General features: G+C 53.0%; 11 protein-coding genes. 3 read left to right on the plus strand and 8 right to left on the minus strand.

What is annotated here, in order from left to right:
* Positions 1-5 precede the first annotated feature (5 nt).
* The 8 genes from ACQ0PY_RS07565 to ACQ0PY_RS07600 form a co-directional block, all read right to left on the minus strand.
* Positions 6-1,313, minus strand: a complete 1,308-nt coding sequence (locus ACQ0PY_RS07565) for a dicarboxylate/amino acid:cation symporter (protein WP_043001352.1) — start codon at positions 1,311-1,313, stop codon at positions 6-8.
* A gap of 170 nt (positions 1,314-1,483) precedes the next feature.
* Entirely contained in the window at positions 1,484-1,801 is a 318-nt protein-coding gene (locus ACQ0PY_RS07570; protein ID WP_042320615.1) for a DUF4387 domain-containing protein, read from the minus strand.
* On the minus strand, positions 1,798-3,168 hold the full coding sequence (locus tag ACQ0PY_RS07575; RefSeq protein ID WP_044256532.1) for an acyclic terpene utilization AtuA family protein: 1,371 nt from the start codon (positions 3,166-3,168) through the stop codon (positions 1,798-1,800). The genes ACQ0PY_RS07570 and ACQ0PY_RS07575 overlap by 4 nt, the downstream gene beginning before the upstream one ends.
* A 3-nt stretch (positions 3,169-3,171) precedes the next feature.
* Positions 3,172-4,413 (minus strand): methylaspartate ammonia-lyase, encoded by a 1,242-nt coding sequence (locus ACQ0PY_RS07580; protein WP_043001350.1) that lies wholly within the window; start codon positions 4,411-4,413, stop codon positions 3,172-3,174.
* Entirely contained in the window at positions 4,413-5,858 is a 1,446-nt protein-coding gene (locus ACQ0PY_RS07585; protein ID WP_043001349.1) for a methylaspartate mutase subunit E, read from the minus strand. The genes ACQ0PY_RS07580 and ACQ0PY_RS07585 overlap by 1 nt, the downstream gene beginning before the upstream one ends.
* 18 nt (positions 5,859-5,876) lie before the next feature.
* Positions 5,877-7,265 carry a methylaspartate mutase accessory protein GlmL gene (gene glmL, locus ACQ0PY_RS07590; RefSeq protein ID WP_043001348.1) on the minus strand — a complete coding sequence of 463 codons (1,389 nt, stop codon included), beginning with the start codon at positions 7,263-7,265 and terminating at the stop codon, positions 5,877-5,879.
* A complete protein-coding gene (gene glmS / locus ACQ0PY_RS07595) occupies positions 7,265-7,714 on the minus strand; it encodes a methylaspartate mutase subunit S (protein ID WP_043001347.1) in 450 nt (149 codons plus the stop codon). Before glmS ends, glmL begins: the two co-directional genes overlap by 1 nt.
* A gap of 496 nt (positions 7,715-8,210) precedes the next feature.
* Positions 8,211-8,930: a GntR family transcriptional regulator gene (locus ACQ0PY_RS07600; RefSeq protein WP_109740018.1), complete on the minus strand. Its 720-nt coding sequence runs from the start codon at positions 8,928-8,930 to the stop codon at positions 8,211-8,213.
* 176 nt (positions 8,931-9,106) lie between these two features.
* Here ACQ0PY_RS07600 and mngA point away from each other — a divergent pair, with 176 nt between their 5' ends.
* The 3 genes from mngA (at position 9,107) to cydA (ending at position 15,926) form a co-directional block, all read left to right on the plus strand.
* Positions 9,107-11,023 carry a PTS 2-O-a-mannosyl-D-glycerate transporter subunit IIABC gene (mngA, locus tag ACQ0PY_RS07605; protein ID WP_109740019.1) on the plus strand — a complete coding sequence of 639 codons (1,917 nt, stop codon included), beginning with the start codon at positions 9,107-9,109 and terminating at the stop codon, positions 11,021-11,023.
* 19 nt (positions 11,024-11,042) lie between these two features.
* The gene (gene mngB, locus ACQ0PY_RS07610) at positions 11,043-13,676 is read left to right on the plus strand and encodes a mannosylglycerate hydrolase (RefSeq protein WP_109740020.1); all 2,634 of its coding nucleotides are present in this window, start codon (positions 11,043-11,045) and stop codon (positions 13,674-13,676) included.
* Positions 13,677-14,357: 681 nt separating this feature from the next.
* Positions 14,358-15,926 (plus strand): cytochrome ubiquinol oxidase subunit I, encoded by a 1,569-nt coding sequence (cydA, locus tag ACQ0PY_RS07615; protein WP_043001343.1) that lies wholly within the window; start codon positions 14,358-14,360, stop codon positions 15,924-15,926.
* Positions 15,927-15,940: the final 14 nt, after the last annotated feature.

Here is a 15,940-nt window from a genome sequence, read left to right on the forward strand (position 1 = left end):
TATCATCAGGACATCACCACTTCTGACGGCTCAGTGGCAGGACGCTCCTGTTCTGGCGTTTTGACCGGCGCAGTGCCCCGGCAGCCGGAACCGAAATGTTCGCCTTCCCAGCGACTGACAATCGCGGCGCCCATGGCGTTACTCATCACGTTGGTTGCAGAACGGCCCATGTCGAGGAACGGATCGACGCCCATCAGCAGGATCAGACCGGCTTCCGGAATGTTGAACTGGTTGAGGGTAGCGGCAATGACCACCATCGAGGCACGCGGTACGCCTGCCATACCTTTAGAAGTCAACATCAGGATCAGCAGCATGGTGATTTGCTCGCCCATGCTCAGCTCAATGTTGCACGCCTGCGCGATAAAGACGGTGGCAAACGAGCAGTAGGCCATTGAACCCACGAGGTTGAAGGAGTAACCGATAGGCAGTACGAAACTGGCAATCTTGGACGAGACGCCGAATTTCTCCAGCTTATCCAGAGTACCCGGGAACGCGGCTTCCGAGCTGGACGTGGTAAATGCCAGCAGTGCCGGTTCGAGGATCGCTTTCGTCAGGCGACCGATGCACGGACCGACAATCATCGTTGACAGGCCGATGAGGATCGCCCACAGCATACCCAGCGTCAGGTAGAACTCACCCATGAAGATCCCGGCGCTCACCATCACGCCCAGCCCGCGTTCAGCGATAAGCCCGGAGATAGCGGCGAATACCGTTAACGGGGCGAACAGCATGACGTAACCCGTCAGTTTCAGCATGACGTGAACCAGAGAGTCGAGCACCTTCACGATCGGTTCGGCTTTCTCACCAATCGCCGCCAGGCTACAGCCGAGAAAGATCGAGAACACAACGATTTGCAGGATTTCGTTACGCGCCATGGCGTCAACGATACTGGTCGGTACGGCGTGAGAAATAAACACTTTCAGCGTGAACGGTTCAGACTGAACGGCCGCCACGGCCCCGGCGTCATGGGCAACAAAGTTAATGCCCGCGCCTGGCTGGAACAGGTTGACGATCACCAGACCCAGCGCAATCGACAGCAGTGAGGCGCAAATAAACAGGAAAAAAGTTTTCGAAAATATACGCCCCAGCGTTTTCGCATCGCCCATTTTCGCGATGCCGACAACCAGGGTTGAAATAACCAACGGCGCGATAATCATTTTCACCATACGTAAGAATATGGTGGTGAAAATAGAGATATCCTGCGCATACGATTTTGCTGTATCAGCCGATGCCATATTATTAATAGCCACCCCGGCAATCATGCCGAGTATCAGGCCTAATATGATCATTTTTGTTAGACTTATTTTCTTCATGTTTACTCCATCGGATCTAGGCTGGTCTGTGAAGTGTTGTAGGGTCGCGTGCGCCAGAGCCAGGACAGCAGCTCAGGCGCACGCAGGTTATGACCAACCGCATGAATTATCTGGAATACAGTGATACAGCGAAATCCTGTACGCCAATGGACGTTGTTGTATTTTATTGGTTACAGATCGAACTCAATACTTAATAACGGCGCATGCTGCTGCGCGCCATAAACATCATTGTCACCAACGTTGCCGGAAATAATATCGCGAGGCATCACGATTTTTACGGCATTCGCCGGGTCAAACCAGACGATGCGATGAATAAAATCAGGTTCAACGTTATATAAGCGGGCAATTAACTGCGGGGTTAATTGCTCAGAACGTTTTACCCGCTGATAGTCTTCGCGCGTTTTAAATAAAATATCTAACACCAGTTCATACGGTCCGGCGTTTTTAGAACGAATCACCTGCGCCAGGGTGCAAATAGCGTGTTTCATGCCTGAACTCCTTCTGGCGTCACCTGTTCGATATGGAAGTCAAAACGCAGGGCGTCGCTGGCTTCGATCAGGTGATAGATTGAGAACTCATACACCGGCCCGCTTTGAATGTCGGATGGCGAGAACGGGAAGGCGAGGTTGCCTGCCGTGGCGATCCGGTTTTCGTAGCCGTAGTGCAACAGGGTAGAGCGCACCAGCGAACAGACGCTGTTGGCGATATCCTGCGTCGGCGCGACCACGTCCAGCAAAATGCCCAGCTCATGCCCGGCGGTTTGCACCGGTTCATGGTTACCCATCACGCCGTTCTTGCCGTACAGGTGGAACGTCATGCGGATGCTGTCATCATTCAGCGAGAGGTTGCGGGCGACGCTGGCCTGAACTTCTTCGAGAATGGTGTCGATGCTGGCAATCATGATCGGATCGCGGGTACCGGCGATGGTCAGGCAACGGAAGCCCACCTGACGCGCGCCTTCCAGTTTCAGCGCATACGGCGTTGCTTCATGACGTGAACCGCTGACGTACACTTCGCCATCGTTTACCGCTTTGAAACTGCACCCTTTCAGGTTCAGCACGCCGCCCGGGCCTGGCAGGAAGTACGGATCGGATTTCTCATACAGGGTATGTGCCGCCGCCGACGTTTCGGTGAACTTGCGTTTCGGGTTGAACGTCTTCAGCGTAAAGCCGTTGTCGTCGATAATCCCCATTGCGCAGTCAGAACCGGAACCTGGGGTGGCGGCAATGGCCGCACATTCCAGGATCTTGCCACAGTGCAGCGCCAGACCTTCATCAAAGCCCTGCATAATCGGCAGCGCCGCGAAGCAGGCCGGATCATAAGCCCGTCCGCCCAATACCACCTGCGCACCGGCTTCCAGCGCCCGCTGGAACGGTTCGATCCCCATCTGCGCCACGATGTAGGTGCTCTCTTCGATCGCCTCGTGGGTCAGTGCCGGAACAAAGTCCAGCGCGGTGATTTTGCCGTTATCCAGCGCCTGGTGAACCACCTCTTTATTGACATCCGATGGGATCAGCGCCATGGAGAAGGACAGTTTTTCTTCCTGTGCGATCTCCAGGATAATCTGCCGACACCACTCAAGGTGCGGTGCAGCACCGGATCCCCCGGCGGTGCCGATCACCACCGGAATGTTGTTCTTAACGCCCGCCGTGATCATATAGCGCAGATCGCGTTTCACTCCGGCCCGATCGGTAAACGGTTTACCCGCCCCCAGGTAGTGGGGGCCGGGATCGGAGGAGCCTGCGTCAACCGCGATCAGATCCGGTGACTCTTCCATGGCTTTACGAAAGCTCTCTTCCGGGAAGCCATAGCCCAGGATAGCCGTCGGCGATAAGATCTTAAATGTGCGTGCCATCTCTTAATCCTTAGTCTGCAACAGCGCGATGGTGCGGTTCATTTCGTTAAATACGATATTGAGACCTTCATCGAAGCCCATACCCGGCTTGATCAGCATACGCATTGGACGGGCGGCAAGAGCCACGTGGACGCAGGTGCGGGCGCTGATTTCGGTTTCGTTGCAGGTGCCGCCCTGGTAGGCTTCCATCCCGTGCTTGTTGCAGTACAGCACCGCGTCAACGATGTTGTGAATGCCGCCGAGATCCGGGGTTTTGATCTGCACCATGTGGCAACTACCGGCATCGGTGAAGTCCACGATGTCCTGATAGGTGTTGCACCATTCGTCGGCGACAATTTTCACGCCGGAACCCAGACGGGTCAGCTCTTTGGTGATCGCGGTCAGCATGCGGATCTGATCCGGTTTGTTGCCTGCATCGACCGGGCCTTCAATGTACAGCGGCAGACCCTGCGCTTCTTTTTCGAGGCTGGCGATATACTCGGCGCAGCGCACCGGGTCCATGTCGAAGATCAGACCGATGGTGCCATACACGTCGATATGCAGCGTCGGGTGATAGCGTGGGCTGGTGCGCAGGCTGAGAATACGGTCGGACAACCAGCGCACGTACTCACGCAGTTTTTCGCCTTTAAAACCGAGCTTCTCTTCAACGTTGTTGATCAGCGCGTGCGGCAGGACGTCAACGCCTTTGAGGATCATCTTGTCGACGGCGATGTAGCGGTCGTCGCCGCTCTGACCAAATAAAGGAATGGCTTCTGGTACGCACGGCAGTTGCCATTCGTCACACACCACTTCGGTTTTCAGACGACCTGAGGCCAGCGCGGTGGCGTCAAGCAGCGCCTGCGACAGACCGTAACGAACGGCGGTATGCAGCAAATTACCGTCGATGCGCAGTTTGTCGAAGAAACGGGCGTTCGGCAGGAACGCATCCACATCGCGGCCTTCCAGCAGCGGCTTAATATGATCGTTGAGGAACGGAATAAAATGTTCAGCCAGGAACAGCGGATCGCGGCCGCCGGCACCGGAGTACTGCACTGCGGCGCAATCACCCACCGCGACGGCGCCGTTTTCCAGAATCAGTTGTACGGAAACGCACTCGCCAGCCTGGCGGACAGAGGTAAAGCCCGGGGTAACCGGCGCACCGGTATAAATGAACCCGTCATGACCTGCGCCATTTTTGATCGCCTGCTGGTCATCAAAATAGAATGAGGAGTAGCCAGCGGTGAAAAGCGCCTGTTTAATTTTCATTATGGTCTTCCTATTAATTGACTGTGGGATACAGCGTTGATGTCATCAACAACCATCTGGAATGAGGGTTTACGTCCTTCGAAATGGGCACGTTCGGCGACGTAATCGTGGTGTAGAGCGAGAATGTCCTGCGGCAGCGGAACGGAGCCGGCTTCCAGAATACGGATCGCCCCGGCGTTATCGCGAACTGGCAGGATTTTACCGGCGTTACAGGAGGCAGGAGCGAAAGGTACGTCCAGCACGCCTGCTTCGAAGGCCAGCACGGTGCCGCGCGCAACATCGCCGTTGCCCAGCTCAAACACTTTCTTCAGAACCGCACGAACTTCGCTCTTAATCAGTTCCACTTCCTGCTCGACGGCGGCACACGGCGGGAATTTCTGGTCACTGACCATGTTGAGCATCTGACGTGACGCACGCAGCCCCTGGGCGTTTGCCGCCGCTGTCGGAATACCGAAGGCCTCATGCGGGCTCTTGGTGATCACTTTGGTCGCGCCGGACATACCGGCGACCGCTGCGCCCCAGGAGATAATGGCGAATGCTTTGGATTCGTCTTCCGGGAAACCGCCCATCCACTGGTGGAAGACGGTGCTCAGCTCGTAATCATCAAAACCGTAGTTCTGGAAATATTCATGAGACAGTTCACGCAGGGACTGAATCGCCGCGATATCCTGCGTGAGGCTACCGACCTGGCCGTAGCCGACGGTAATCGACTTCACGCCCTGTTCCAGCGCCAGCAGACCTTCGATAATCGCCACTGCGTGAGACATGAACGGCGGGATCAGCGTGCCGGTCAACGGGCCGAATGGTTCGCGGTTAATGCGAATGCCATGTTCTTCATACAGCCCCATCAGACGGTCGCAGTACTGCCAGTCGCGAATCGATTTTTCCAGCGTCACGCGCTTGGCGTAAGGAATGTTGTAGGAGATCCCGCCGCCTTCATAGCTGGTGAAGCCGCTGGCCATGGCGATCTCCGCCAACAGACGCGCATCTGGCGTACCGTGACGGACCTGAATCGGTTTCTCCAGCGCTTCGGTCATCCGACGACAGGCCGCCACACCGTGGTTAACCACCGGCAGTCCGTTGAGTTTTGAGGTCCCGGCTTCGATAGATTTCTGGATCCCAATGGCGGCTTCTTCATAACGATTCAGACGGGTGTAGGCATCGATGGTGCTCGGCAGCAGGTCACACTCAACCTGCAGGGTTTTCAGCAGTTCGATATGCTCATCCATCAACGCCACACCGGCACGCGGTTGGCTCAGGGTTTTCCCTTCCTGATCCGCCTTCAGCAAGGCATGAGAGAAACGTTTTTTCTCAGGAATGGTCTGCTGATACTTCACGCCATCTTCAAAATGTTCGACGTCTTTGCCGGTATGCCACGTCTGCAACACCTGATGCCGTTCGGTCATAAATTCGTCATGGGTTAATTTTTTATTTCGAAGTTCCATTCGTCGCTGCCTTAGGTTTTATAGGGTTAAACAGTGAATGCTGGTGCGCGCAGCGGCCTGGGGATCCAGTCTGGCAACGTTTGCCAGCAGGGGGAGCAGACCTTTTGCGTCGCGGTAGTACTCAAACTGAGTGGGTAAAAGAATGCGTCTACCGTCGTCGTCCAGTTCGCGATATTTGAGCCAGTGATGGATATCAAACTGACTGGCGCGGGAGAGCCAGCCGCCCGAGCCAACCACTTTGCGCACGGTGGTCAGGTCGCGCCCCATCTGTAAATCGACATTGCCAACGCAGGTACAGACCTGCTTTTTGGTGCCAGCGTGACGCTCGGCGGCATAGCCGACGCACAGTCCGGCTAACAGAGAATCAAAGTATTTCTCTTCCTCGCTCTGCGGCAGATAATCGGGATGCGCCACCAGATGACGCAGGTAGCCATAGAAGGCCTCCTGGCGTGCCGGTTGCTGAGCGAATACCACCTTCACCAGTTCCTGGGTGCTTTCGCCTACCACCACGGCGGAGACGCGCATGCCGAGATCGCCTTCCACGGTGCGCTTAACAAAGGGCTCCGGGACACCGTGCAGCACGGTATCGGGCGAGAGGGTGTTGGCACTGGCGGAATAGACGTCGGTGGTCGCGCCGCCCATGTCGATGAGCATGAATTCTCTCCACGCGCTATCGACTTCGCTGATGGCTTTGACCAGTTCGTACACCGTCCAGGGTGTTGGCATGGGCTCTTCGCCGGTTTCACCAACAATCACATCCAGGCCTTTGCCTTTCACAATGCGGGACAGGAAGACATCACAAATCGCCTTGCGGGCGGCGAAGGGATTCGGGTGATCGAGATCGGGCAGAATGTTGTCTACCGTGGTCAGATCTTTGTGTCCCAGAATCGCCTGGACATCATCCTGAATGTCGCGGTTTCCGGCGTAGATAATGGCGCAGTCGAGGCTGGACTCTGCCAGGGCGCGCGCATTGGCCAGGCCGTAGCTCTCTTCGCCACCGTCGGTGCCGCCGGTAAACAGCAGAATGTCCGGTGGTGAAGCTTCCAGCGCCTGAATATCATGGCGATTCAGTTTGTACGAATAGTACTGGGCGATTTTTGCCCCGGCGGAATGCGCCGTGACTTTAGCCGATTCCAGAGTGATCGACGGCACCAGTCCCATTGCGGCGACGGCAAGACCGCCTTTCGCCGACGAGGAGTATTTCAGGGTCACTTCACCCCGGTTGAGCAGTGGGCGCGCATCGGCAACGTTCAGCACCTGGTTCAGGCTGGCGAAAAAACCTTCCGCCAGATGATGGGTCGTCGTCGGAGTCAGAACGTGGTTAACCAGTGTTAACGCATCCCCCTCCTTTGCGAAGAGGGCAGCTTTGGTCCACGTCGAGCCGATATCGACAGAGACGGTTTGCATCAGATGGCCTCTTCCAGACAACGCTTTTCAATGCCGTGGCGCTTGTTGATATCCGCTGCCATCAGCTGACACACATCTTCGAGATCGTGGCTTGGGGCAAAGACGCGCTGGAAGCCCATCTCTTTGAATTTGGCTTCGACGTCTGCGAAATCATGCTTCCCGACCACCAGGTTGCCGCCGACATAAAGCAGGATGTCGCCGATACCGCGTTCGATGCAGCGCTCGCGCAGACCCAGGCAGTCGATGTCGCCGTGGCCATAAATGGAAGAGACGACAATCGCATCGGCGCCGGTTTCGATCGCGGCATCGATATATTCATCCTGGCTTACCATTACGCCCAGATTGATTACGCGAAAATCATGGGCAGTAAAAACGCGGTCCAGAACTTTATTGCCTACGGCATGGCAGTCAGCACCAATGACGCCAATAACGAGTGTTGATTTTTTCATGGGTAATCCTCTCCAGGACTCAGGGTAAGAAATAAAAAGTTTTGCAATGTTTTAATAGGGACGGAGTGTCGTGGGCAGGCGCGATGGATGCAATTGATCTATTTTCAAAATATCTTTCGAAAAACGACTGTTCTATGAATGAAAATTTAAAAATTGTTTATTATCAATTAGTTATATGCTTTATTCTGGATGGTGTATATTTTAATAAATAGATTCCTATTAAACGGCTTTCTATGTTTGTGATCTAAATCCTATTTGTTTATCTTTGTGCGGAATAGGTGTTTAAATAATTTTAGAAGAAGAAGTGTGAGGCGCGTAACGGAATAAAGCATAATGTTTCTATACGCCATTTTATTATTGTTAATAAAATGATAAATATGATGGTGAGTTGTTTGCAATTCCCGCGTTGGGACATGAAAAATTCAGCATATTACATTGCGTTTATATTTGTGAAGCAGTTAACACTTCGTCGAAATAGTTTTAAAGCGCACTCCAATTAACGCTGTTTCCTGTGGGCGATCAACGTAAATTTATAATCGTCAGTATTAAACGCATTGCGACTGTATTCGAATACCTCTCCTCCCTTTAAAAAGCCACGCGACACTTTTTCCAGGATTGGCTTTGTGAGCGGGATAGCAAGCAGGCGGCTCATCTCTTCGGTGGGCATCAGTGGAATCAACTCCTGCTCACTGCGTTCAATGACCTGTTTCTTCACCTCTTCAATGAAGTGGTACTTTGAGTTTTCCATCACCTGCCAGGTTAAATCAGGGAATAATGCCAACGGCATCCACGTCTCCTCCAGCGCGACTGGTTTTTGCTTGATGTAACGCACCCGCTTGACGTGCCAGACCCGTTTGTCATCAGCCAGTTGTAATTGATTTTTCAAAAAATCATCGGCCTGAATCACTTCGAAAACCAGCACGTCGCTGTGCGTATCGCTGCTACGGTCGGTCAGCTTTTCATCAAAACTGGTTAATTGATAGATGTCGTAATTAACCCGCTCCTCTTTAACGTATGTGCCGCTGCCCTGAATGCTTTCGATGATCTGCTGCTCGGTTAACTGCCTTAGCGCCTGACGCACGGTGACCCGACTGACCCCAAATGCCGCCTGTAGCGCGGATTCTGTCGGCAGAGCATCACCGGGCTTCAACTCACCTCGCTGGATTTGTTCACGGATCCCGTCGGCTATCTGTCGATAAAGTGGTTTTCGGCTCATGGTTTTTTCTGTCAGGTTGTTAAGACGACTTTTCACATTATGCCTAATGAATTGAATGTGTAAACAATACAAATTAAATACAAATTATCGTCTTTAAGTGAAAATGATCACATAAATGTATTGTTTTGTCTGACACACTCCTTCGCACATAAAACAACCATTTTGTGAGGATCATGATGAACCTGACGACGTTAACCCAGCGGGACGCGCTGTGCCTGAACGCCCGGTTTACCAGCCGTGAAGAGGCGATTCGTACGTTAGCGCAGCGGCTGACGGCGTTGGGCAAAATTGCTGATTCTGATACCTTTCTGGAAGCCGTGTTTGCACGTGAAACCCTCGGGCCGACTGCGTTAGGAGAAGGGCTGGCGGTACCACACGGGAAAACGTCGGCTGTGAAAGAAGCCGCTTTTGCGGTGGCGACGCTCAGCAAGCCCCTGAGCTGGGAAGGGGTCGACGGTCCGGAAGCTGTTGACCTGATTTTCCTGCTCGCCATCCCACAGGAAGAGGCGGGCAGTACCCATATGCAATTGTTGACCGCGCTCACCACGAGGCTGACTGATGAAGAAACGCGAGCCCGTGTTATGGCGGCAACGCGTGCTGACGAGCTGTTGGCGGCGCTGGATGACAACGGGCATGGACCAATGGTCGCAACGCCATTCAACGCCCCCACAATTGTGTGTGTGACCGCCTGTCCGGCGGGGATCGCGCATACCTATATGGCGGCGGAATATCTGGAGAAAGCCGGACGGAAGCTGGGCGTCAATGTGTTTGTTGAAAAGCAGGGCGCTAACGGTATTGAAGGGCGCTTAACGGCAGATCAACTGAATTCGGCCAGTGCCTGTATTTTGGCCGCTGAGGTGGCAATCAAAGAGAGCGAACGGTTTGCGGGGATCCCGGTGCTGACGGTACCCGTCGCCGAACCGATTCGCCATGCTGAGCAACTGATCCGGCAAGCGTTGGCGCTTGAACCACAAAATGTAAAGCGCGTGCGGCAGGAAGAGAGGCATCAGCCTAAAGGGCTTAAGACGGAGTTAAAACAGGCCTTACTGAGTGGGATCTCCTTTGCCGTGCCGCTGATTGTTGCGGGTGGGACGGTACTTGCTGTCGCGGTATTACTGGCGCAGATATTCGGTCTGCAACCGCTGTTCGAACAGGAGAACTCCTGGCTGTGGATGTATCGCAAACTTGGCGGTGGAATGCTCGGTGTGTTGATGGTGCCTGTACTGGCGGCTTACACCGCGTATTCTCTGGCGGATAAACCCGCACTGGCACCCGGTTTTGCTGCCGGGCTTGCCGCGAACATGATTGGTTCCGGTTTTCTTGGCGCAATCGCAGGGGGATTAATTGCTGGATACCTGATGCGCTGGGTGAAAAAACACCTGCGATTGAGCAGTAAATTCAACGGTTTTTTGTCGTTTTACCTCTATCCGGTGGTTGGTACGCTGGGGGCAGGCAGCCTGATGTTGTTTGTTGTCGGCGAACCGGTGGCATGGATTAACAACAGCCTGACCGCCTGGCTTAACGGTTTATCTGGGGCGAATGCGCTGCTGCTTGGCGCGATTCTCGGCTTTATGTGTTCATTTGATTTGGGGGGCCCGGTCAATAAGGCCGCCTATGCCTTTTGTCTGGGGGCGATGGCGAACGGCGTCTACGGTCCTTATGCCATCTTTGCCTCGGTCAAAATGGTCTCCGCATTTACGGTGACCGCGTCAACGTTAATTTCTCCCCGTCTGTTTAAAGAGTTTGAAATTGAAACCGGGAAATCCACATGGCTGCTAGGGCTGGCGGGTATTACAGAAGGGGCAATCCCGATGGCGATTGAAGATCCTGTGCGGGTGATTGGCTCCTTTGTCCTCGGGTCAATGGCGACAGGGGCAATGGTTGGGGCGATGAATATTGGTCTCTCAACGCCTGGCGCGGGTATTTTTTCACTCTTTTTGCTGCACGATGCCGGGTACGGCGGCGTACTGGCGGCGGCAGGCTGGTTCGGTGCGGCGCTGGTGGGAACCGTTATCTCAACGCTGGTTTTGCTGCTCTGGCGACGCTATGCGGTGAAGCAGGGTAAATATACGACTGATGGCGTAATGTCTTAATTCTGAACAGGAAACGAAGATGAAAGCTGTATCTCGCGTTCACATTACCCCGCATATGCACTGGGATCGGGAGTGGTATTTTACCACCGAAGCGTCACGCATTTTGCTGGTCAACAATATGGAAGAGATCCTCACCCGACTGGAACAGGATACCGACTATAAATATTACGTTCTTGATGGACAGACGGCAGTGCTGGAGGATTACTTTGCGATAAAGCCGGAAAATACCCATCGGGTACAACGTCTGGTGCAAACCGGAAAGTTAATTATCGGCCCATGGTACACCCAGACGGATACCACCATTGTCTCCGGTGAGTCTATTGTGCGTAACCTGCTGTATGGCATGCGTGATTGCCTGACTTTTGGCGAGCCGATGAAAATTGGCTATCTTCCCGATTCCTTTGGCATGTCGGGACAGCTTCCGCATATCTACAACGGATTTGGCATCACCCGCACGATGTTCTGGCGCGGTTGTTCAGAGCGACACGGTACCGATAAGACCGAGTTTTTATGGCAAAGCAGCGATGGCAGTGAAGTCGTCGCGCAGGTATTGCCACTGGGTTACGCGATTGGTAAGTACTTACCCGAGGATGAGAGCGGGCTGCGCAAACGGCTTGACAGCTATTTTGAGGTACTGGAAAAAGCGTCTGTGACAAAAGAGATATTGCTGCCGAATGGTCACGATCAGATGCCGCTGCAACAGAACATTTTTGCGGTGATGGACAAACTGCGCGAGATCTACCCGCAGCGAAAGTTTGTGATGAGCCGTTTTGAAGCGGTGTTTGAACATATCGAGAATCGACGTGAACAACTGGCCACGCTGAAAGGCGAATTTATTGACGGTAAGTATATGCGGGTACACCGCACGATTGGCTCGACGCGGATGGACATCAAACTCCTTCATGCGCGTATTGAAAATAAGGTAGTCAATATCCTTGAACCTCTGGCGACGCTGGCCTGGACGCTTGGCTTTGAGTATCACCACGGTTTGCTGGAAAAAATGTGGAAAGAGATTTTAAAAAATCATGCTCACGACAGCATTGGATGTTGCTGCAGCGATAAGGTTCACCGGGAAATCATCGCGCGCTTCGAACTGGCGGAGGATATGGCGGATAACCTGATCCGCTTTTATCTGCGCAAAATCACGGACAACATGCCGCTCAGCGACAGCGATAAACTGGTGCTGTTTAACCTGATGCCGTGGCCGCGTGAAGAGGTGATTAACACAACGATCCGCCTGAGAGGTCATCAGTTTTGCCTGCGTGACGATCGGGGAAATCCCGTTCCCTTTTTTGTTCGCGGGGTTCGCGAAATCGATCCTGGTCTGATAGACAGGCAGATCGTGCATTACGGTAACTACGAACCGTTTATGGAGTTTGATATCCAGATCCAGCAGATAGTACCGTCGATGGGTTATCGCACACTGTACGTAACGCAAGGGGAGGCGGGAAATCACGTTGCGCCAGAAACACCTGGAGCAGAAGTGCTGGAAAATGCGTTCTGGCAGATAGCCGTTAACGACGACGGAACGCTGCGTCTGTATGACAAAGAAAGCGATATCTGCTATGACCGCGTTCTGGTGCTGGAAGAGGGATCTGATGATGGGGATGAGTATGACTACTCGCCCGCCAGAGAAGAGTGGCGGTTGACTTCCGCATCGGTAAAAGCAGAGTGTGTTATGACCCATGAAGCCTGGCAGAGCCGGGCGCGGATTCGTTATCAAATGGACGTGCCGCTCAATCTTACGGAACGTCGCGCTCGCCAGCGTAGCGGTAGGGTTTGGGTTGAAATAACGGTCATCCTGAGTCACAACAGCAGGCGAATTGATATTGAAGTCCTTCTGGACAATCAGGCAGACGATCATCGTCTGCGGGTACTTATCCCCACTCCGTTTGTGACCGACACTGTGCTGGCAGATACGCAGTTTGGTACGGTGAGTCGCCCCGTGCGGGATCCCGCACTGGCAAACTGGCGGGAAGAGGGCTGGAAAGAGGCACCGATTCCCGTCTGGAATATGCTTAACTATGCGACGCTTCAGGAGGGCAAAAATGGTCTGGCAGTTTTCACTGAAGGATTGCGGGAATTTGAAGTGCTGGGTGACCGGGAAAAAACTTTCGCCATCACGCTACTACGCGGTGTAGGACTACTGGGGAAAGAGGATCTGCTTTTGCGTCCAGGTCGTCCTTCAGGCATTAAAATGGCGGTACCGGATGCACAACTGCGCGGACGGTTGCACTGTCGGTTGAGCCTTTTCAGTTATACCGGTACGCCTGTGAACGCCGGTATTGCTCAGCAGGCCAGGGCCTGGCTCACACCCGTACAGTGTTATAACAAGATTCCGTGGGATGCGATGAAACTGAACATGGCCGGTTTCATGACGCCTGACCGCTACAGTTTGTTCACTATGCCACCGGTTGGGTGTCAGTTGAGCACCCTGAAGAAAGCTGAAGGGGGGGATGAACTGATCCTGCGCCTGTTTAATCCCTCCGATTCGGAGCCATGCGACGCAACGGTTGCCTTCGGCAGCGCGGTTCAATCGTGTACAGAAACGCGCCTGGATGAGCAGCCGCTTAAGAGCGTTGATGAAAAGCGTAGCGACTTCGGCCCGGTTTTGCCGGGACAAACACGAACGTTCAGCTACAAAATTGTGTGAATAGCCAGCAAACAGACACAAGCCACGCATCGCGTGGCTTTTTTCTTAACAGAATAATAACTGTGCGGTGTTAATTTATACCGCTATAAAAGTGAAATAATTGTGAATGTTGACGCGTGAAATTTATATCCTGGCAAATAACAATAAATTGTCTACGCTGAACTCATCGGGAAAGGGAAGATAAATTCCTGTGTTGGCGTTAATTAAAACACTGTTTTTTTATATATACATTTTCACTTAGTAACCATCCCTCCCGTAGATGCACATGTTTGCAACATGTTTTTCACCATAATTACTCCATTTAAACATAGTTAACAAAAAGTCTTGTTTTTGATTTAAATCAAGGTTTAAACATTGGAAAACTGACGTGAAACGAGTTAAATTGTCGCCGATCAAATTGGTGGAAAAGTGATGAATTCGCTATAAATTGATCACTGTCGAAAAATGCAAATATTCCTCAATAAAAACCTGTTTATTGTAAGGATTTTGCGGCGTAATATAATTGCGGGATCAATTTGAGTTTTTTATTAACATGTTTGTAACCTCTCGCCCTTTCTGTTTCCTTCTCCAGGAAAACGGCAACGGCGAGAGTGCACAAATAAATTTGTATTGGGGCATGCGTGTGACCCTTTCTAACGGGGTTCACTCTCGGAGTCTTCATGCGATGAGCAAGGAGTCATGATGTTAGATATAGTCGAACTGTCGCGCTTACAGTTTGCCTTGACCGCGATGTACCACTTCCTCTTTGTGCCACTGACGCTCGGTATGGCGTTCCTGCTGGCCATTATGGAAACGGTTTACGTCCTTTCCGGCAAACAGATTTATAAAGATATGACTAAGTTCTGGGGCAAGTTGTTTGGTATCAACTTCGCCCTGGGTGTCGCAACCGGGCTGACTATGGAGTTCCAGTTCGGGACAAACTGGTCTTACTATTCCCACTACGTTGGGGATATCTTCGGTGCGCCGCTGGCGATCGAAGGTCTGATGGCCTTCTTCCTCGAATCCACCTTTGTAGGTCTGTTCTTCTTCGGCTGGGATCGTCTGGGTAAAGTTCAGCACATGGCGGTAACCTGGCTGGTCGCATTAGGTTCTAACCTGTCCGCTCTGTGGATCCTGGTTGCAAACGGCTGGATGCAGAACCCTATCGCATCGGATTTCAACTTCGAAACCATGCGTATGGAGATGGTGAGCTTCTCTGAACTGGTCCTTAACCCGGTAGCCCAGGTGAAATTTGTGCACACCGTGGCGTCTGGCTACGTGACCGGTGCGATGTTCATCCTCGGTATCAGTGCTTATTACCTGCTGAAAGGTCGCGACATTGCTTTCGCAAAACGCTCTTTTGCTATCGCTGCCAGTTTCGGTATGGCTGCTGTGTTGTCTGTTATCGTTCTGGGTGATGAATCCGGTTACGAAATGGGTGACGTGCAGAAAACCAAACTCGCGGCCATTGAAGCAGAGTGGGAGACTCAGCCCGCTCCAGCTGCCTTTACCCTGTTTGGTATTCCGGATCAGGATTCGCAGGAAAACAAACTGGCGATTCAGATCCCGTATGCGCTGGGCATCATTGCGACACGTTCTGTCGACACGCCAGTTATCGGTCTGAAAGACCTGATGGTGCAGCATGAAGAGCGTATCCGTAACGGGATGAAAGCGTATGAACTGCTGGAGCAACTGCGTGCCGGTTCGACCGACCAGGCGGTTCGCGATCAGTTCAACGTGATGAAAAAAGACCTGGGTTACGGCCTGCTGCTGAAACGCTATACCCCGAACGTCTCTGATGCGACTGAAGCGCAGATTCAGCAGGCGACGAAAGATTCTATTCCTCGCGTTGCGCCGCTGTATTTTGCCTTCCGTATCATGGTGGCCTGTGGCTTCCTGCTGCTGGCGATCATTGCGCTCTCCTTCTGGAGCGTGATTCGTAACCGCATCGGTGAGAAGAAATGGCTGCTGCGCGCCGCGCTGTACGGTATTCCACTGCCGTGGATTGCAGTAGAAGCCGGCTGGTTTGTTGCCGAATATGGCCGTCAGCCGTGGGCGATCGGTGAGGTGTTGCCAACCGCAGTGGCGAACTCGTCGCTGACCGTCGGTGACCTGCTGTTCTCCATGATCCTGATTTGTGGCCTGTATACCCTGTTCCTGGTGGCTGAACTGTTCCTGATGTTCAAGTTCGCACGCCTTGGCCCAAGCAGCCTGAAAACGGGTCGCTACCACTATGAGCAGTCCACCGTGGCTTCTCAGCCGGCACGCTAAGACAGGAGTCGTCA

Source organism: Citrobacter sp. LST-B2, from assembly GCF_057983045.1.

What these genes read in the sequence shown, in the direction of transcription:
- mngA (WP_109740019.1), top strand. Translation starts at nt 9,107, where the DNA reads ATGAACCTGACGACGTTAACCCAGCGGGACGCGCTGTGCCTGAACGCC.
- glmS (WP_043001347.1), bottom strand. Translation starts at nt 7,714, where the DNA reads ATGAAAAAATCAACACTCGTTATTGGCGTCATTGGTGCTGACTGCCAT.
- cydA (WP_043001343.1), top strand. Translation starts at nt 14,358, where the DNA reads ATGTTAGATATAGTCGAACTGTCGCGCTTACAGTTTGCCTTGACCGCG.
- ACQ0PY_RS07565 (WP_043001352.1), bottom strand. Translation starts at nt 1,313, where the DNA reads ATGAAGAAAATAAGTCTAACAAAAATGATCATATTAGGCCTGATACTC.
- ACQ0PY_RS07600 (WP_109740018.1), bottom strand. Translation starts at nt 8,930, where the DNA reads ATGAGCCGAAAACCACTTTATCGACAGATAGCCGACGGGATCCGTGAA.
- ACQ0PY_RS07570 (WP_042320615.1), bottom strand. Translation starts at nt 1,801, where the DNA reads ATGAAACACGCTATTTGCACCCTGGCGCAGGTGATTCGTTCTAAAAAC.
- ACQ0PY_RS07575 (WP_044256532.1), bottom strand. Translation starts at nt 3,168, where the DNA reads ATGGCACGCACATTTAAGATCTTATCGCCGACGGCTATCCTGGGCTAT.
- ACQ0PY_RS07585 (WP_043001349.1), bottom strand. Translation starts at nt 5,858, where the DNA reads ATGGAACTTCGAAATAAAAAATTAACCCATGACGAATTTATGACCGAA.
- ACQ0PY_RS07580 (WP_043001350.1), bottom strand. Translation starts at nt 4,413, where the DNA reads ATGAAAATTAAACAGGCGCTTTTCACCGCTGGCTACTCCTCATTCTAT.
- mngB (WP_109740020.1), top strand. Translation starts at nt 11,043, where the DNA reads ATGAAAGCTGTATCTCGCGTTCACATTACCCCGCATATGCACTGGGAT.
- glmL (WP_043001348.1), bottom strand. Translation starts at nt 7,265, where the DNA reads ATGCAAACCGTCTCTGTCGATATCGGCTCGACGTGGACCAAAGCTGCC.